Raw genomic sequence first — 17,105 nt, forward strand, 5'->3', positions numbered from 1 at the left:
TCCTCAGGGGTGGGTCAGGACGTGGGGACGGGGGCGGAGCCCACCGGCGGACCACGTCGCCTGACCCGGCGCGCGACCACGGACCGCGGTCGCGCGGGGGGCGTCGCGGGGAAGGGCGCGGGGCGGGCGGCGACGAAGCGCAGCAGGTCCCGCAGGACCCGGGCCAGGGGCCGCAGCCACGCCCACAGCGACCACAGCAGCCGCTCCCCGTGCAGCAGCAGGAGCAGGGCGGCGACGGTCGCCGCGACGTGGGCCAGGGTCATCGCCGCCGAACCGGACCCGGCGGACCCGGCGGCGCCGTCGACGGCGCCGGTCAGCGGGGTCCACTCCAGGTGGTGGCCGTGGGCGACGACCGCGACGGCCTGCGCGGGGCAGGCGTCGAACAGCTCGTGCAGCGTGACCTGACCGCCGCCGAGGAGCCCCGCCAGCCCGGACCGGCTGAAGCGGCGGCCGGCGAGCAGCAGGCTGAGCGCCCCCACCACGACGGCCACGGCGAGCAGCAGCGGGATCCCGGGCGCCCGCCCGCCCGCGGCGAGGTGTGCCCCGGCGGCCAGGCCGACGACCGTGGTGGCCACCGCTCCCGCCCGGGCGCAGCGCAGCGCCCCGCGCACCGGCGAGGTGCCGGCGGTCGCGGGGCGGTTCGGCACCCCCCCACGCTACCGGGAGGGCGGCGGGGCTCAGGCGGGGCCGAAGGCCGCTTCCCACGGGCGCAGGAGGACGGCGCGGGCGTCGGAGGACAGCAGGTCGGCGACGACCTCGGCGTGCACGACCCCGCTGACGACGTTCCACAGGCCCTCGGCCCCGTCGGCGGCGTCGAGGCCCCCGGCGCGGAAGGCGCGGACGGCGAGCAGCTGGGCGACGGCGGCGGTGCGCACGCGGTCGGACAGGTGAACCGCCCAGGACGCGTCGTGCACCGCACCCGCCCACTCCCCCGCACCGGGGCGGCTGGCGGCAGCCACGGCGCGCAGGCAGGCGCGGTCGGTGCCGTCGAGGCGGCGCAGGCGGTCCAGGACCCGCTCGACCCCGGCCTGGGCCTCCCCGAGCCCGGTCGGGCGCTCGGGCAGCGGGGCGAGGTCGCGGCAGGCCTGCAGGTAGGGGTGGGCCAGGACCCGGCGGGCGTGGTCGGGCAGCCGGTCGCCGAGGTAGGCGGAGACGGCGGCGTCGGCGAGGACGTCGGCGGCGCGCCCGGCGTCCTCGGTGCGCAGCCGGGGCCCGCCCTCCAGCGGCGCGGACCAGGTCCAGTCGAAGACGTCGTGGTGCACGAGGCGGACCAGCGCGTCGGCGTCGGCGATGGTGCTGGTCTGCAGGACCCGCACGACCCCCCGCTCGACCCGGGCCCCGGAGACCTCGTCGGCGAAGTCGTCGCGGGCGAGGCCGTTGGCCACCTGGTGCAGGACGTCGGTCAGCTGGGGGACGCCGTCGCAGGCGGTGCGCACCGCGTCCCAGGCGGCCGTGCGGGTGGCCGGGTCGTGGCGGGCGGCGAGGACGTCGATCTCGCGCGGGCCGCAGTCCAGGGCCCGGAGCAGGACCTCCGCGGCGGAGTCGCCCGCGGGCAGCCGCACGAGGTCGAAACCCAGCACGGGGGAGCTCACCAGGGAGTAGTGCATGGTCGTCCGCCTCCAGGCCGGTCGTGCGCCGTCCGGTCGGTCGGCGTGGTTCCACCCTGACACTGCGTGACCCGCCCGGCGAGGCGTCGTCAGCCGTCCGGCGGCACGTCGGCGTGTCGGACCCCCCGCGCAGCTCACCGGCCGCGACCGCGCTGCTCCGTCCGGGGGACGCGCGCGCCGGTGCGCCGTAACGTCGGGTCGTGGACCAGCAGCCCGACGACGAGCCGCACCGCCCCCCGACCGAGCCCGCCGGGACCGGGCCCGCCGGAGCCGGGGCGGGCCAGCGGGTGGGCCAGCGGGTGGGTGCGGCGCCGGACCCGGGCGGCTGGGCCTCCTGGCTGCTGGTGGCCGTCGCCGCGGCCCCGGTGCTGGTGCTGGGCGAGGTGGCCCGCCGCCACCTCGGCGGCGGCCTGGACGCGCGCTACTTCGGGGCCACCGCCGGCTCCGGCGAGGACGCCGTCGGCCTCGGCCTCGGCTGGTCGACCCGGTTCAGCCTGCTGTGGACGGCGGTGCCGGTGCCGGAGGTGCTGCTGGCGGCGCTGGCGGGTCTGCTCGTGCTGTGCGCGCTCGTCGTGGCCGGGCGTCCCGCCTGGCTGGTCCCCGGCCGGTGGGGCCGCCGCGCCGCCGCCGGTGTCGCCGCGCTGGCCGCGGCGGAGAGCCTGATCGCGCTGCTCACCCTGGCCGGGCGGGCCGACGACTCCGAGCGGGAGGGGTTCGGGGGGCTGTCGATCACCTACTACGTCCCCCCCACCGGGCGGTTCCCCGAGATCGCCCCCGTCCTCGCGCTGCTCGCGGTGACGACGGTCCTTCCGGCGCTCGCGGCCCTCGTGCTGTGGCGGGACGGCGACGGCGCCCCGGCGGGACGCGGGGACGACGACGACGTCGATGAGGTCGATGAGGTCGATGAGGTCGATGAGGTCGATGAGGCCCCCGGCGCCGACGGGGACGACGCCGGGGACCTCGGTGCCACCCCGGCCGTGACGACGCCCACCGCCGCTGCCCCCGGGACGCCCGCCGCCCCGCCCGCGGTGGCGGGGCGCGGACCGGGCCCGGGCCCCGGGATCCCCACCGTCCCGGCCCACGAGCTCGACGCCTACCGCCGCCCCCGGGTGCCGTGAGCCCCGGGACGTCGTGCGGCGCGGGGCTCCCCCGCGCCGCCCCGGGTACGGTGCGGGCGTGACGCAGCGCGGGGGCAGCGGGGACTACGTCGAGGGTGAACGGGTCTTCGCCCCGCCGCGGGGCAGCTTCGACCCCGACTGGGTCGCGGGCCTGGTGCTGGACCGCTCGGCGGCTGCGCCGGCGGTGTCCCGCAGCGCCCTCGCCGGCGCGGCCCACGCCGACTGGACCCGGCGGACCGGGGGCGCGACGGCGCCGGAGCGGGTGCGCGCGCTGGAGGAGGACGGGTTCCCCCCGGCCACCGCCCGCGACGTGGTGGGGGCCGTGGACGACTTCACCGCCGCCTACGGGGTCGGGTGAACCGCCTGCGGCGGAACGCAGGACGGGGTGGGACCCAGGAGGTCCCACCCCGTGCGCGCGGTGCTCAGGCCGCGGTGACCGCGCCCTCGATCTCGAGCGCCTTGTCGACGTCGAGGACGAGCAGCAGCGCGTCGTCGAGCTTGTAGGCGCCGCGGATCAGTTCGCGGATCGGCCCGGACAGCGTGTCCGGCGGCGGCTCGAAGGTGGAGTCGGTGACCTCGATGACGCCCCCGATGGAGTCGACGAGCAGGCTCCACACCTCCTCGGCGGCGCGGACGACGACGTTCATCGCGACCTTGCCGTCCTCGCGGTCGGGCATGTTCAGCCGGCGGCGCAGGTCCAGCGCGGTGACGACCTGACCGCGCAGGTTGATCAGGCCGGCGACGGCCCGCGGGGCCAGCGGCGCGGGGGTCCGCGGCTGCTCGGTGAGCACTTCCTGGACCCGCCGGACCTCGACACCGAAGAGGTGCCCGGCCAGGTGGAACGTGGCGTACTGCGTGGACACGTCAGACCCCCAGTCGCATCGAAGCTGCAGCGAGCTCGTTCTGAGCCTGCTCGGAGAAGAAGTTCGGGTCGGCGGCGAGGATCGCGGACCGGACGTCGAGGAGCTCGGTCACCCGGTCGCGGATGACCGCGGAGCCGACCAGACCGGCGTCGTCGATGTCGCTGTGCGCGTCCTGGCCGGAGACGATGTCGACGATCTCGTCGACGACGATCGCGACGGAGCGGCCGCGGGCGGAGTACACGACACCCGGCAGGGACGTGACCTCCTCGCCGCCGTAGGACGAGCGCGAGCCGCCACCGAGGTGGTTGGCCAGCCGGACCAGCGGCAGGATCTCGCCGCGGTAGCGGACGACCTCGCGGCGCCCGACCCGCTCGATGGAGTCGGTCTTGAACTCCTCCAGGCGGGTGACGACGTCCAGCGGGATCGCGACCCGGCGGTTCCCGCCGAGCCCGACGACCAGCAGGCGCTGCCCGTCGCCGCTGGCGGCCTGGGCCTCGGCGGCGTCGTCGTTCACGTGCTCCAGGCCGTCGGAGCGCATGGTGCGGCGGGCCAGGGACTGCACGTCGAGGATGAGCGAGACCCGCCCGTCGCCGAGGATCGTGGCGCCGGCGTAGGCGCCGATCGCCTTCAGCGCCCCGGAGAGCGGCTTGACGACGATCTCCTCGGTGTCCAGGACGCGGTCGACGAGCAGGCCGAAGCGGCGCCCGTCGCACTCCAGGACGGCGATGACGAGGTTGGTGGGGAGCTCCACGTCGGCGGGGCGCTTGAGCTCCAGCGCCTCCTCGAGGCGGATCAGCGGCAGCAGCGCACCGCGCAGGCGGTACACCTTGGCGCCGCCGACGTCCTCGATGGCCTTGCTCATGCGCTCGGTGTCGAGGCTGACCAGTTCCAGCAGGTTGACCTGCGGCATGGCGTAGCGCTGGCCGGCGCACTCGACGGTCAGGGCCGGGACGATCGCCAGGGTCAGCGGGATCCGCAGCCGCCACACGGTGCCCTGGCCGACGACGGACTCGACGTCGACGGAGCCGCCGATGCGCTCGATGTTCGTCTTGACGACGTCCATGCCGACGCCGCGGCCGGAGACGTTGGTGACCTTGGCCGCGGTGGAGAAGCCGGGCAGGAACAGGAACTGCAGGATGTCGTTGGGGGTCAGCGACTCGAGCTTGGCCGCGGAGACCAGGCCCTTCTCGACGGCCTTGGCGCCGATGATGGTCGGGTCGATGCCCTTGCCGTCGTCGCGGATCTCGACGACGACCTGGCCGCCCTCGTGGGCCGCGCGCAGCTTCAGGGTGCCGACCTCGTTCTTGCCGGCGGCGGTGCGGACCTCGGGGGACTCGATGCCGTGGTCGACCGCGTTGCGGACGATGTGGGTCAACGGGTCCTTGACCGCCTCGAGGAGGGTGCGGTCGAGCTCGGTGTCGCCGCCCTCCATCTCGAGCTTGATCTTGCGGTTCAGCATGTTGCCGAGGTCGCGGACGACGCGGGGCAGCTTGGACCACAGGTGGTCGATGGCCTGCATGCGGGTGCGCATGACCGATTCCTGCATCTCGCTCGCGACGAGGTTCAGGCGGTGGCAGGCGCGGGTGAGGTCCTCGTCGCGCAGGGCGCCGGCGCGCTGCAGGATCTGGTTGCGGGCGAGGACGAGCTCACCGGCCTGGCGGACCAGGGACTCCAGCAGCTCCACGTCCACGCGGATCGTCGACTCGGCCGCGGAGGCCTTCTCGGCGGGAGCACCGGGGGCGGGAGCGCCGGGGGCGGGGGCGGCGTGCGCGGCGGGCGCGGGGACGGCGACGGGCTCGGGGGCGACCTCGACGACCGGGGCGACCTCGACCGGCGCGGCGGCCTCGACGGGGGCGGGCGCGGCGACGGGCTCGGGGGCGACCTCGACGACCGGGGCGACCTCGACCGGCGCGGGGGCGGCCTCGACGACGGGCTCGGGAACGACCTCGGCGACCGGCGCGGGAGCGACCTCGACGGGCGCGGGGGCGGTCTCGGCGACCGGCGCGGGCGCCGGCGCGGCGGCCGGGGCGGGCTCGGAGACGACCTCGACGCCGGCCCCGTCGGACGCCGGCAGGACCGGCACCTCGCCGTCGAGCACGGCGCGGATGGCCGCGACGACCGCGGCGACCTCGACACCGTCCTCGGTGTGCGACTCCTCGATCTTCGTCAGCAGCAGGCGGATGGTGTCGACCATGCGCAGCAGGACGTCGGTGGTGACCGGCGTCATGACGAGCTGGCCGTCGCGCAGCCGGGCCAGCAGGTTCTCACCGACGTGGGCCACGGCCTCGAGGCGGGAGAACGCCAGGAAGCCGGAGGTGCCCTTGATCGTGTGGATGGTGCGGAACACGCTCGCGAGCAGCTCGCGGGAGCCGGGCTGCTGCTCCAGCGCGACGAGGTCGGAGTCCAGCTGGTCCAGGTTCTCGTAGCTCTCGACGAGGAACTCCTGGACGATCTCGTCCATGTCGTCCACGTGGACTCCCACTTCTCGCGTCGGGGGCGGCCCCGGGCGGGACCACTGTGCGTCTCTTGCTCTCCGTGCTCATCGGCACCGGGGCGGCAAAGCTGAAACGCCCGGGCCGGCGGGCCGCGGGCCGGACGCGCGAGAGGCCGGCCCCCCGGGTGGGGGACCGGCCTCTCGCGGGTCGGGCGGCGTCAGACGCCGGTGTTGAGGCGGGCGAGCGCCGTCTGCACGAGCGTGATGAGGCTGTGCTTGGTCGCGGCCTTGCTGCGCGCGTCGGTGTAGACGAGCGGGACGTTGTCGGGGACGCCGAGGGCCTCGCGCACGGAGTCGAGGTCGTGCTGGGCGACGCCGTCGAAGCAGTTGACCGCGACGACGAACGGGATCCCGCGGGACTCGAAGTAGTCGACGGCCGGGAAGCACTGGTCGAGGCGGTCGGTGTCGACGAGGACGACGGCACCGATGGCGCCCTTGACCAGGTCGTCCCACATGAAGAGGAAGCGGTCCTGGCCGGGGGTGCCGAAGAGGTACAGCCACAGGTTGCCCGGCAGGGCGATGCGGCCGAAGTCCATGGCGACGGTGGTCGAGGTCTTGCGGTCGGAGTTCAGGCCCGCGTCGTCGACCCCGACCGAGTGCTCGGTCATGGCGGCTTCGGTGCGCAGCGGCTCGATGTCGGAGATCGAGCCGATGAAGGTCGTCTTGCCGACGGCGAACCCGCCGGCGACGACGATCTTGACGACGGTGGGCGGTGCCTGAGGAGCCGTTCCGGCGGGCGCTCCGGCTCCGGCGGGGCTGACGTCAGAGCGAGGAAATGCCATTGAGAACACTCTCCAGGACGCTGATGGTGGTCGCGGGTTGGGGGGCGGAGGTCATCGTGAGGCCGTGGACGCGGACCTTCCCCGAGGAGGAGAGGTCGCTCACCACGACACGCACGACTCCGACCGGCAGGTGGACGTGCGCGGACAGTTCCGCGATCGACAGGTAGGACTTCTTGGTGAGTTCGAGGATCTTGCGCCGTTCCGGGGTCATCCCGACGTCCGGTTCGGCCAGGGCCTCCACGAGCGCCTCGACCGGGAGCTCGACCCCGCTGGCGCGGGTCCGGCCACCGGTGACGGTGTACGGGCGGACGGTGAACTCCTCGACGTCCTGGTCGTCGTCGTCGGACCAGAGGTCCGCGCTACCAGGTGCTGTCACGTCGCGTCACCACCGGGAGGCGACCGGCGCGGAGGTGGGCAGGTTCGCCCGCATCTCCGACACCAGCTGCGGGGTCAGGACGGTCTCGGCGCGCTGGACCAGCATCGCCATCTCGTAGCCGATGAGCCCGACGTCGCAGCCGGCCTCGGCGGAGACGGCCAGGACCGACCCGTCGGAGATGTTGACCAGGAAGAAGAACGAGTCGTCCATCTCGATGATGGCCTGGCGCACCTCCCCGGAGTCCAGCTGGCGGGCGGCGCCGCGGGCCAGGCTCGAGACGCCCGAGACGATCGCGGCGAGCTGGTCGCCGGACTCCCGGTCGAGCTTGTCGGACATGGCCATCAGGAGACCGTCGGCGGAGACGACGACGGTGTGGGTGACGCCGGGGACGCTCTTGACGAAGTTGTCGAGGAGCCAGCTGAAGTCGGCGGCCTCGGAGCTGAGCACGGTCACAGTGGTGTTCCTCTTCCATGGCGGGGCGGTCGGGTCGGCTGTTGGTCGGGGTGGGGCGGGACCCGGAGGAGGTTCCGGGGGTTCGGGTCAGGCGTCGCCATCAGCACCGCTCCCGGTGGGGGCGTCGCCCTCGGTGCGGCCGCGGGACACGCCGGCCTGGAAGCCGGACAGCATCGAGCGGACGTCGGCGGGGGCGCGGCGCTGGCGGTTGGCCGCGGTCGAGCGGACCGGGGCGGGCTTGGCCGCGGCCGCCGTGGCACCCGCCTGGCGGCGGATCAGCGGCGCGGACCCGGTGCCCCGGGCGGGGGTGAAGTTCTGGCCCTCGGTGAGGGCGCTGAGGGCGTCCGCGGCCAGCGCGCTGCGCTGGCGCAGGGCCTCCCCGACAGTGCGGGTCTGGGCGGGCACCTCGACGACCGGGGCCGGGGCCTCGGGGGCGGGGGCCGGGACCTCCGCGGCCGGGGCCGGAGCCGCGGCGACGGGCGCCTCGACGACCGGGACCTCGACCGCGGGGACCTCGACGACCGGGACCTGCGGGGCCCGGGCGACCGGGGCCTGGACCACGGGGACCTCGACGACCGGGACCACGGGGGTCTCGGCCACCGGGACCTCGGCCACGGGGGCCTCGGCCGCGGGGACCTCGGCGACCGGGCCCTGCCGGCCGGCGCGGCCGGCCTCGAGCGCGTCCAGCGCCGAGCCCTCGACGGTCGCCGGCTCCTCCCGCTTGCTGCGGGAGGTCCAGAACGCCTCGGCGGCGGTCTTGGGCGGGGACACCGTGTCGCGGACCTGGCGGGGCTTCTTGCCGGCGCGCGGCAGGATGTCCTGCGCCGCGGCCAGGGCCGTGGGGGCCTCGACCTTGCGCTCGCGCTTGGGCATCGCCGAGGTGGCGGTGGCCGGCGCGGTCACCGGCTTCCAGTCCTCCTCGGCCGCGGGAGCCGCGGCCGGGGCCGGAGCCGGCGCCGGGGCGGAGGCGTCGACCTTGGCCTGCGCCTGAGCGGTGCGGCGACGGGTCGGCAACTGCCGGCCCTCCACCTTCGCCGTGGGCGAGGAGGCGTTGACCTCCGAGCTCGCCGCCGCCTGGGCCGCGGACTCCTGCAGCGTCGCCGACAGCGCGTCGCCCAGGCCCGCGGCCGCCAGCGGGTTGCTGACGATCGTGCTGGCCCCGGGGGCCGGGGTGCGGGTGGGCAGGGCGGCGGGGGCCTGCGGCGCGGCGGACGGGGCGGCGTCCTCGGGCAGGGCCGAGACGGGGCCGTCCAGGGCGGGCAGACCGCTGTCGAGGGCCGCGAGCTCCGGCTCACCGGCCTTGACCGAACCCGGGGTGAACAGCGCCGCGGGCAGGACGAGGGTGACGGTGGTGCCGACGCCCTCGGCGGTGTCGAAGTGGACGTCGACGTCGAGGCGGCCGGCGAGGCGGCCGACGACGTAGAACCCGAGGCGCTGGGCGCCGACGAACTCCGAGGCGCGGCCGCCGGAGATGCGCTGGTGGGCCGCCTCGACCTCCTCGGCGTTCATGCCGAGGCCGGTGTCGCGGATCGTGACCTCGACGCCGCGGTCGGTCTCGGCGGTGCCGACGACGACGCGGGTGCCGGGGTCGGAGAAGTTCGTCGCGTTCTCGAGGAGCTCGGCGATCATGTGCGAGGCCGACAGGGCGAGGTGGCCCACGACGGGCGGGTCGGCCTGGAGGGCGAGGTCCACGCGGTCGTAGTGCTCGATCTCCCCGGCCGCGGTGCGGACGACGTCCGACAGCGGCAGCGGGCGGCGCAGGCGGCGGCCGGTGTTGATGCCGGCCAGGACGAGCAGGGACTCGGCGTTGCGCCGCATCCGGGTCGCGAGGTGGTCGAGGGTGAAGAGGTCCTCGAGGGTGTCGGGGTTCTCCTCGGTGCGCTCCAGCTGGTCCAGGAAGGCCAGCTGGCGGGCCAGCAGGGTCTGGTCGCGGCGGGCGACGTTGACGAACATCTCGGCGATCGAGGCGCGCAGGGCGGCCTGCTCGCCGGCGATGCGGAAGGTCGTCTCGTTGAGGTCGTTGATGACGTGGGCGACCTCACCGATCTCGTCGGTGCTCGTGACCTCCAGGGGGCTGAACTCCACCCCGGGGCCCTCGCCGGGGGTCTGCATGCGCTCGACCATGCGGGGCAGCTCGTCGCGGACCGCGGTGGCGGCGTCGGCGAGGGCGCGCAGGCGGCGGCCGATGTCGCGGGCCACGCGCAGGCCGAAGAGGGTGACGGCGGCGAAGAGGACGAGGGTCCCGACCAGCAGGGCCAGCGTGCCGGCGAGGGCGCGGGTCGAGGCGGCGTCGGCGCGCTCGGCCACGGTCCCGGCGATCTCGTTGGCGGCGTCCCGGTAGACGGCGATGACCTCGTCGGTGGTCTCCTCCCAGCCCTCCTCGGGCAGGGTGGGGACACCGGTGGCGGCGGCGAAGATGTTGCGGTCCTGGGTGAGGAACGCCAGCGACTGGGTGGCCTGGGAGGCGTTGAGCGCACCGTCGAGGAGCGCGGTGGCGTCGTCGTGGAGGCGGTGGCGGGCCTGCTGCTCGAAGTAGTTCCCCTGCTCGATGGCGTTGCCGCGCAGGTCGCTCACCGCGGTGTTGCCGTCGCCCTGGACGATGAGGTCGCCGGCGGCCTGCTCGATCGAGAGGGCGTCGACGCGCTTGAGCAGGTACCCGAAGGCGGCGACGTCGTCGGCCAGCTCGCGGTCGTCGGCCTGCTCGGCGACGGTCACAGTGAGGTCGGTGGCGGCGGAGGACACGGCGCTGTAGCTGTTCAGCGCCGCGAGCGGGGAGGTGGTGCCGTTGTCGACGGCGGTGCGCGTCTGCGGGAGGGTCTGCCCGAGGGCCCGCTGCACGCTCGCGTAGACGGAGGCGCTGGAGCCCTCGCTCAGGTCGAGGCCGCTGTCGGCGATGGCCCCGGTCACCGCGGCGATCGCCGCGTCGGTGGCGGCGCGGTCGGCGACGACCTCCGCCTTCCCCTCCTCGCTCGGGGCGGGCAGGTACTCCAGGGTGCTGCGACGCTCGGTCTGCAGGGCCGTGAAGAAGTCGTTGATCGTCTGCGCGGACTTCGCGTAGGCGGCCAGGTGGCGGCGCTCCGTGGTGGACGCCACGTTCTGCGCCGCCGTCGCGATGACGGCGACGAGCAGCAGCACGAGGGGTACCACCAGGAGGACCGCGAGCTTCGCTCGGATGCTCAGGTTCCGCAGCATGTCAACCTTCCGTACGCGATGGTGGGCGGGCGAGTACCGCCCACCGGGGTCGAGCAGACTCAGAGGTGATCGGGACGCGGACCGGCGGGGTGAACCCCCGGGGGCCGACAACCCTCGTTCGGCCCATCGGCAGCCCGGCGCGTCGCCTGACCCTCCGGGGGGTTCGTGTGATCGGGAGCAGGGGGTGGAGCGCGTGGAGGACGTCGCCGAGGTGGCCGTCGTGGTGCTCGCGGGCGGCGGGAGCACCCGCTGGGCCGCGCAGACCGCCCGCGAGGGGCGGGGCGGCGCGGACAAGCTGGCCGCCCCCCTGGGCGGGGTCACCGTCCTGGAGCACCTGCTGCGCGGGCTGACCGGGCGCGAGGTGGTCCTCGTCGGCCCCGGCGGGATCCGCGAGGACCCGCCCGGCGGCGGTCCCCTCGCCGGGTTCGCCGCCGGGCTGGGGGCGAGCACCGCGGGCGTGCTCGTCCTGCTGGGGGGCGACCAGCCGTTCGCGGCGAGCGCCGTCCCCCGGCTGCTGGCCGCGCTCGCGCGGGACCCCGCGCTGGACGCCGTCGTCGGGGTCGACGCGGACGGGCGCCGGCAGCCCCTGCTGTCCGCGCACCGGCGCGAGCGCGCCCGCCGGGTCCTGGACGGGCTGCCGGCCGTGGCGGGCCTGCCGCTGCGCGAGCTGTTCCGCGGGCGGGTCGGGGAGGTCGCGGTGAGCGCGCGCGAGGCGCTGGACGTGGACGTCCCGCAGGACCTGGCCCGGGCCCGGGCGCTGCTGCCCGGGCCGCCCGCCGCGCGCGGCGGGGACCCGGAGGCGTCGGGCCCGGGCCCGACGTAGTGTCGCGGCGTGCGCGCTGTGATCGTCGACCGCCCCGGGGGCCCCGAGGTCCTCGTCCCCACCGACCTGCCCGACCCGGTGGCCGGGCCCGGTGAGGTGGTGGTCCGGGTCGCGGCCGCCGGGGTGAACCGGGCCGACGTGGCGCAGCGGCTGGGGAAGTACCCTTCCCCGCCGGGAGCGCCGCAGAACCCCGGGCTGGAGGTGTCGGGCTGGGTCGAGTCGGCCGGTCCCGGCGTCGCCCGCGCCGTGGGCGAGGAGGTCTGCGCCCTGCTCGGGGGCGGGGGGTACGCCGAGCGCGTCGTGGTGCCCGCGGGGCAGCTCCTGCCGGTGCCGCAGGGGGTCGGGCTGGTGGAGGCGGCCGCCCTGCCCGAGGTCGCCTGCACGGTGTGGTCGAACGTGTTCACCCTGGCCGGGTTGCGCCCGGGGGAACTCCTCCTGGTGCACGGGGGGTCCAGCGGCATCGGCACGATGGCGATCCAGCTCGCCCGCCAGATCGGGGCGCGGGTCGCGGTCACGGCGGGGTCGGCGGACAAGCTGGAGCGGTGCGCCGAGCTCGGGGCGCAGGTGCTGGTGAACTACCGCGACGACGACTTCGTCGAGCGGGTCCGCGCGTTCGAGCCGGCCGGCGCCGACGTCGTGCTCGACCTCGTCGGCGCGCCCTACCTGGCCCGCAACCTCGACGTCCTGGCCACCGGGGGGCGGCTGGTGGTGATCGCCACCCAGGGCGGGACCCACGCCGAGCTCGACCTCGGGCTGCTGATGCGCAAGCGGATCTCGCTGCACGCCACCGGGTTGCGCTACCGCCCGGCCGAGGAGAAGGCGGGGATCGTGGCCAGCGTCCGCGACCACGTGTGGCCGCTGGTCGCCGACGGCGCGGTGCGCCCGGTCGTGCACGCGACGTTCCCGCTGGCCGAGGCCGCCCGGGCCCACGAGGTGATGGAGGGTTCCTCCCACGTGGGCAAGCTGCTGCTGGTCACCGGGGCGACGGCGCCTGCGTGAGGGCCGCGGACCTCGCGGCGAGGTTCCCGCCGCACGTCCTGCGCGACTACGCGCTCATCGCCGACGGCGCGCGCGGGGCGGTCGTGGGCCCGCGCGGGGACATCGGCTGGATGTGCGCCCCGCGCTGGCACGACGACGCGGTGTTCGCGAACCTGCTGGGCGGGCGCGGCATGTTCGCGGTGACCCCGTCGCACCCGTACACCTGGGGCGGGCACTACGAGCCGTCGACGCTGGTGTTCCGCCACCACTGGACCTCCCGCGGCGACGGCACCATCGACTGCCGCGACGCGATGGCCATGCCCAGCGACCCCGAGTGCGCCGTGCTGCTGCGCGAGATCAGCGCGGTGGAGGGCGACGGCGAGGTCGACGTCCTCCTCGACCTGCGCGCCGCGTTCGGCACGAAGGCGCTGCGCGGCCTGCACCGCGACGACGACGGCCGCTGGAGCGCGCGCACCGGCGACCTGCACGTGCGCCTCACCGGGCTGGGCGGGGCGCGCGCGGAGGCGGGGGTCCTGAGCGCGCACCTGCGGGTGCCCGCCGGGGAGTCGCACCACCTGGTGCTGGAGGTCGGGACCCGGTTGCCGGACGCGCCGCCGGACCCGGCGCACGCGTGGGCGTCGACGGTGCACACGTGGCGCTCGGCGGTGCCGGAGGTGTCGAACAGCGTGGCCCCCTCGGAGGCGCAGCACTCCTTCGCCGTCATCCGCGGGCTCACCTCCGACGACGGCGGGATGGTGGCGGCGGCGACGATGTCGCTGCCCGAGCACGCCGACCACGGGCGCAGCTACGACTACCGCTACGCCTGGATCCGCGACCAGTGCTACGCGGGGCTGGCGCTGGCCGAGTGCGGCGGCCCGCACCCCCTCTACGAGACGTTGGTGGGTTTCGTCGTGCGCCGCGTCCTGCAGGACGGCCCGGGTCTCGTCCCGGCCTACACGGTGCTCGGGGACCCGGTGCCGGAGGAGCGTTCCACCGGCCTGCCCGGCTACCCCGGCGGCTGGGACATCGCCGGGAACCACGTGCGGGGGCAGTTCCAGCTCGACGCGTTCGGGGTGGTCCTGCAGCTGCTGGCCTCGGCGGCGGCGCTCGACGTCCTCGACGCCGACGGCTGGCGCGCGGTGGAGGTGGCCGTCTCCGCCATCGAGCGGCGGTGGGAGACCCCGGACGCGGGGATCTGGGAGATCGAGGACGACTGGTGGGCGCACTCGCGCCTGGAGTGCGTGGCGGGGCTGAAGTGCATCGCCCAGGTGTCCTCCCCCGCCGACGCCGCGCGGTGCGCGGCGCTCGCGGACACGATCCTGGCCCGCACCTCGCGGGAGTGCCTGCACCCCCTGGAGGGGCGGTGGCAGCGCAGCCCGGGGCAGCCCGGGGTGGACGCGGCGCTGCTGCGGCCGGCGCTGCACGGGGCGGTGGCGATCGAGGACCCGCGCACGCGGGCCACCCTGGCCGCGGTGCGCCGGGACCTGGTGGAGGACCACTACGTCTACCGCTACTCCCCCGACTCGATGCCGCTGGGCACGACGGAGGGCGCGTTCCTGCTGTGCGGGTTCGTGCTGGCCGAGGCGCTGCACGCCGACGGCCAGGAGGTCGAGGCGTTCCGGTTCTTCGAGCGCAACCGCGCCGCGTGCGGGCCGGCGGCGCTGCTGAGCGAGGAGTGGGACGTGCAGGAGCGGCAGCTGCGGGGGAACCTCCCGCAGGCGTTCGTGCACGCCGCCCTGCTGTCGAGCTCGATCCGGCTGGCCCGCTGAGGCGGCGCCCCAGCGGGCCGTCCGGGATCAGGCGGTGGCGATCTCGATCCGGGTCGGCTGGGCGGTGGTGTGCGCCCCGGCGACGCGGACGGTCAGGACACCGGCGTCGTAGCTCGCGCTGACGGCGTCCGCGGTGACGGACTTCGGCAGGGTGAAGCTGCGGCGGAAGGTGCCGTAGCGGATCTCGGTGCGACCGCGCGCGGACTCCTCGCGGGGGTCCTTGCGCTCGCCGCGCACGACGAGGCGGCCGCTCTCGACCTCGACGGTGACGTCGTCGAGGGCGACGCCGGGCAGTTCCAGCTTCACGAGGGCGTCGTCGCCGTCACGGCCGACCTCGGCGGCGGGCGCGAAACCCGTGGCGGGGCTGAGGCTGTGGCGGACGAGGGCGTCGAACTGGGCCTGGGTCTCGAAGGGGCTGCGGCGCCACACGGACAGGGTGTTCACGGTTGTCCTCCTCGGACGGTGGTGGCGCCCGGGGTGGGCGCCGTCGAGGGTTCCAACCTGAGCGGGGTCGACTCAATGCCGGTGTTCGCCGCCGGCGGACGAGGGTCCGGACGCGCACGCCGCCGGGAGTCGGGAAAGGATCCGGGCATGGACTACGTGAAGCTCGGCCGCACCGGCCTCGAAGTGTCCCGTCTCGTCCTCGGCTGCATGAGCTACGGCGACCCCGCGCGCGGGGGGCACCCCTGGACCCTGCCCGAGGAGGACAGCGCCCCCTTCCTGCACCGGGCCCTGGACGCGGGGGTGAACTTCTTCGACACCGCCAACGTCTACTCCGACGGCTCCAGCGAGGAGATCCTCGGCCGGGTCCTGCTGAAGGCCGTCCGCCGCGAGGACGTCGTCATCGCCACCAAGGTCTACAACCGGATGCGCCCGGGGCCCAACGGGGCGGGGCTGTCGCGGCAGGCGATCCTCACCGAGATCGACGCCTCCCTGCGCCGGCTGGGCACCGACCACGTCGACCTCTACCAGATCCACCGCTTCGACCCCACGACCCCGCTGGAGGAGACGCTGGAGGCGCTGCACGACGTGGTGCGCGCCGGCAAGGTCCGCTACCTGGGGGCGAGCTCGATGTGGGCGTGGCAGTTCGCCAAGGCCCTGCACCTGCAGGAGCTGCACGGCTGGACCCGCTTCGTGACGATGCAGGACCACTACAACCTCCTCTACCGCGAGGAGGAGCGCGAGATGCTGCCGCTGTGCGCCGACGAGGGCATCGGGGTCATCCCGTGGAGCCCGCTGGCGCGCGGCAAGCTGACCCGCGACTGGGACGCGACGACGAACCGCTCGGAGACCGACGAGTTCGGCAAGACCCTCTACCGCGACTCCGACGCCGAGGTCGTCGCCGCGGTCGGGCGGGTCGCCGAGCGCCGCGGGGTGTCCCGGGCGCAGGTCGCGCTGGCCTGGGTGGCCCGCAACCCCGTCGTGGTGGCCCCGATCGTGGGCGCGACCAAGCCCCACCACCTCGAGGACGCCCTCGCCGGCATCGAGCTGGAGCTCACCGCCGACGAGGTCGCCGAGCTCGAGGCGCCCTACGAGCCCCACGAGGTCGCCGGGTTCTGACCCCGGCGGTGGCCCGGCGGGAGCACCGCCGGGTCACCGGCCCCGGCGCGGGTCAGCCGGGCTGGGCGAGGACCGCGCGGGCCAGCGAGGAGTGGGTCACCAGGGTGGAGACGATCCCGCTGCGCAGGGCGGTCGCCGTGGCCGCGGCGCGCAGGTCCCCGCAGGCCATCGCCACGACGTCGGGGGTGGCGCGCAGCTGGGCGCCGGTGACGCCGATGACGCGGTCGCTCAGGGCGTCGACCTCCCGGCCGTCGGCGCCGAGGAGGACGCCGGTGATCTCGGCGACGACCCCGGCGCTCGAGAGCGCCTCCCGGTCGGCCTCTCCGAGGGAGTCCAGGGCGGTGGACTCCCCCGGGTGCCACGCCCCCACCGACACCACGGCCTTGGTGAGGCGGTCCAGCTCGGCCAGCGCCTCGCTGATCCCCGACTGCGAGCGCAGGCCGTCGGCGGTCGCGGCGTCGGGGACGGCCAGCGGGGCGTAGAAGGTCGTGGCCGAGGAGCCGGTGGCCTCGGCCATCCGGCGGACCAGCTCGACCGCGCTCTCCTCCACGTCCGGGCGCGGCAGGGCGCCCGACAGCTGCACGAACCGGCAGCCGATGCTCGCCCCGATCGACGCGGCGAGCTGGGAGATCGTCCGCCCCCAGGCCAGGCCGACGACGTCCTCGGCGGTGACGCTCTCCTCCAGCAGCCCCGCGGTGAACCCGGCGACGGCCCGGCGCTGCCCGGCGACGGTGTCCTCCTCGGGCTTGACGACGTAGACCGCGCGCACCCCGAACCGCTCGCGCAGGGCGTCGGCGAGCTCGCCGTCCAGCGAGCTGGGCACGACGACGTGGATCTGCACGAGACCGGCCTCCTGGGCGTCCGCCAGCAGCCGGGCGACCTTGAAGCGGCTGACCCCGAGCTGGCGGGCGATCTCGACCTTGGTGAGGCCCTCGACGTAGAAGCGCCGGGCCGCGGCCGCCGCGAGCGCGAGGGCGCTCGTGGACAGTCGTCGCGACACCGCACCACGGGCTGGCGTCCTCGCCATGGCACCTCCTGGACTGGCGGCCCGACCGGGCGGACCTGGGACCGACGAACGAGTTGACAGCCG

The 17,105-nt window shown here is 75.6% G+C and carries 16 protein-coding genes; 6 read left to right on the forward strand and 10 right to left on the reverse strand.

The genetic code is table 11. The features are described from left to right. Positions 1–14 precede the first annotated feature (14 nt). Positions 15–647 (reverse strand): hypothetical protein, encoded by a 633-nt coding sequence (locus KRAD_RS09565; protein ID WP_012085366.1) that lies wholly within the window; start codon positions 645–647, stop codon positions 15–17. A gap of 30 nt (positions 648–677) precedes the next feature. Then, on the reverse strand, positions 678–1,607 hold the full coding sequence (locus tag KRAD_RS09570) for a hypothetical protein (RefSeq protein WP_012085367.1): 930 nt from the start codon (positions 1,605–1,607) through the stop codon (positions 678–680). Positions 1,608–1,807: 200 nt separating this feature from the next. On the opposite strand from KRAD_RS09570, the gene KRAD_RS09575 reads away from it, so the two are divergent. Beyond that, positions 1,808–2,725, forward strand: coding sequence for a hypothetical protein (locus KRAD_RS09575; protein ID WP_041292001.1), 918 nt, complete (start codon positions 1,808–1,810; stop codon positions 2,723–2,725). A gap of 58 nt (positions 2,726–2,783) precedes the next feature. After that, entirely contained in the window at positions 2,784–3,083 is a 300-nt protein-coding gene (locus KRAD_RS09580) for a hypothetical protein (RefSeq protein WP_041292002.1), read from the forward strand. A gap of 64 nt (positions 3,084–3,147) precedes the next feature. Here KRAD_RS09580 and KRAD_RS09585 read toward each other — a convergent pair whose 3' ends face one another. The 6 genes from KRAD_RS09585 to KRAD_RS09610 all read right to left on the reverse strand — a co-directional run bounded on the left by KRAD_RS09585 (position 3,148) and on the right by KRAD_RS09610 (position 10,885). Beyond that, complete coding sequence (locus tag KRAD_RS09585) at positions 3,148–3,588, reverse strand: chemotaxis protein CheW (RefSeq protein WP_012085371.1); 441 nt, start codon at positions 3,586–3,588, stop codon at positions 3,148–3,150. Between the two features lies 1 nt (position 3,589). Then, positions 3,590–6,058 carry a chemotaxis protein CheA gene (locus KRAD_RS09590; RefSeq protein ID WP_012085372.1) on the reverse strand — a complete coding sequence of 823 codons (2,469 nt, stop codon included), beginning with the start codon at positions 6,056–6,058 and terminating at the stop codon, positions 3,590–3,592. A gap of 182 nt (positions 6,059–6,240) precedes the next feature. Then, positions 6,241–6,864 (reverse strand): GTP-binding protein, encoded by a 624-nt coding sequence (locus KRAD_RS09595; protein ID WP_012085373.1) that lies wholly within the window; start codon positions 6,862–6,864, stop codon positions 6,241–6,243. Then, positions 6,845–7,240, reverse strand: coding sequence for a DUF742 domain-containing protein (locus KRAD_RS09600; RefSeq protein ID WP_012085374.1), 396 nt, complete (start codon positions 7,238–7,240; stop codon positions 6,845–6,847). Before KRAD_RS09600 ends, KRAD_RS09595 begins: the two co-directional genes overlap by 20 nt. A 6-nt stretch (positions 7,241–7,246) precedes the next feature. Next, entirely contained in the window at positions 7,247–7,693 is a 447-nt protein-coding gene (locus KRAD_RS09605) for a roadblock/LC7 domain-containing protein (protein WP_012085375.1), read from the reverse strand. An 87-nt stretch (positions 7,694–7,780) separates the two neighbouring features. Continuing rightward, positions 7,781–10,885, reverse strand: coding sequence for a sensor histidine kinase (locus KRAD_RS09610; RefSeq protein ID WP_012085376.1), 3,105 nt, complete (start codon positions 10,883–10,885; stop codon positions 7,781–7,783). Between the two features lie 184 nt (positions 10,886–11,069). Between KRAD_RS09610 and mobA the strand changes: the two genes are divergently transcribed. Genes mobA through KRAD_RS09625 form a run of 3 tightly spaced genes read left to right on the forward strand, consistent with a single transcriptional unit; the run spans position 11,070 to position 14,455 of the window. Beyond that, on the forward strand, positions 11,070–11,708 hold the full coding sequence (gene mobA, locus KRAD_RS09615; RefSeq protein WP_012085377.1) for a molybdenum cofactor guanylyltransferase: 639 nt from the start codon (positions 11,070–11,072) through the stop codon (positions 11,706–11,708). A 9-nt stretch (positions 11,709–11,717) separates the two neighbouring features. Next, positions 11,718–12,707, forward strand: a complete 990-nt coding sequence (locus KRAD_RS09620; RefSeq protein ID WP_012085378.1) for an NAD(P)H-quinone oxidoreductase — start codon at positions 11,718–11,720, stop codon at positions 12,705–12,707. Next, a complete protein-coding gene (locus KRAD_RS09625) occupies positions 12,704–14,455 on the forward strand; it encodes a glycoside hydrolase family 15 protein (protein WP_012085379.1) in 1,752 nt (583 codons plus the stop codon). The genes KRAD_RS09620 and KRAD_RS09625 overlap by 4 nt, the downstream gene beginning before the upstream one ends. A gap of 27 nt (positions 14,456–14,482) precedes the next feature. Here KRAD_RS09625 and KRAD_RS09630 read toward each other — a convergent pair whose 3' ends face one another. Continuing rightward, positions 14,483–14,899 (reverse strand): Hsp20/alpha crystallin family protein, encoded by a 417-nt coding sequence (locus KRAD_RS09630; RefSeq protein WP_012085380.1) that lies wholly within the window; start codon positions 14,897–14,899, stop codon positions 14,483–14,485. Positions 14,900–15,046: 147 nt separating this feature from the next. On the opposite strand from KRAD_RS09630, the gene KRAD_RS09635 reads away from it, so the two are divergent. Beyond that, entirely contained in the window at positions 15,047–16,015 is a 969-nt protein-coding gene (locus tag KRAD_RS09635; protein ID WP_041292003.1) for an aldo/keto reductase, read from the forward strand. 52 nt (positions 16,016–16,067) lie between these two features. On the opposite strand, the gene KRAD_RS09640 is transcribed toward KRAD_RS09635, so the two are convergent. Beyond that, positions 16,068–17,015 (reverse strand): sugar-binding transcriptional regulator, encoded by a 948-nt coding sequence (locus KRAD_RS09640; RefSeq protein ID WP_157873557.1) that lies wholly within the window; start codon positions 17,013–17,015, stop codon positions 16,068–16,070. Between the last annotated feature and the right edge of the window lie 90 nt (positions 17,016–17,105).

The organism is Kineococcus radiotolerans SRS30216 = ATCC BAA-149 (assembly GCF_000017305.1).
GTDB lineage: Bacteria > Actinomycetota > Actinomycetes > Actinomycetales > Kineococcaceae > Kineococcus > Kineococcus radiotolerans.

Bases quoted from the DNA above. Each gene is read 5' to 3' on its own strand.
- KRAD_RS09570 (WP_012085367.1), bottom strand. From the start codon at position 1,607: ATGCACTACTCCCTGGTGAGCTCCCCCGTGCTGGGTTTCGACCTCGTG.
- KRAD_RS09595 (WP_012085373.1), bottom strand. From the start codon at position 6,864: ATGGCATTTCCTCGCTCTGACGTCAGCCCCGCCGGAGCCGGAGCGCCC.
- KRAD_RS09610 (WP_012085376.1), bottom strand. From the start codon at position 10,885: ATGCTGCGGAACCTGAGCATCCGAGCGAAGCTCGCGGTCCTCCTGGTG.
- KRAD_RS09635 (WP_041292003.1), top strand. From the start codon at position 15,047: ATGGACTACGTGAAGCTCGGCCGCACCGGCCTCGAAGTGTCCCGTCTC.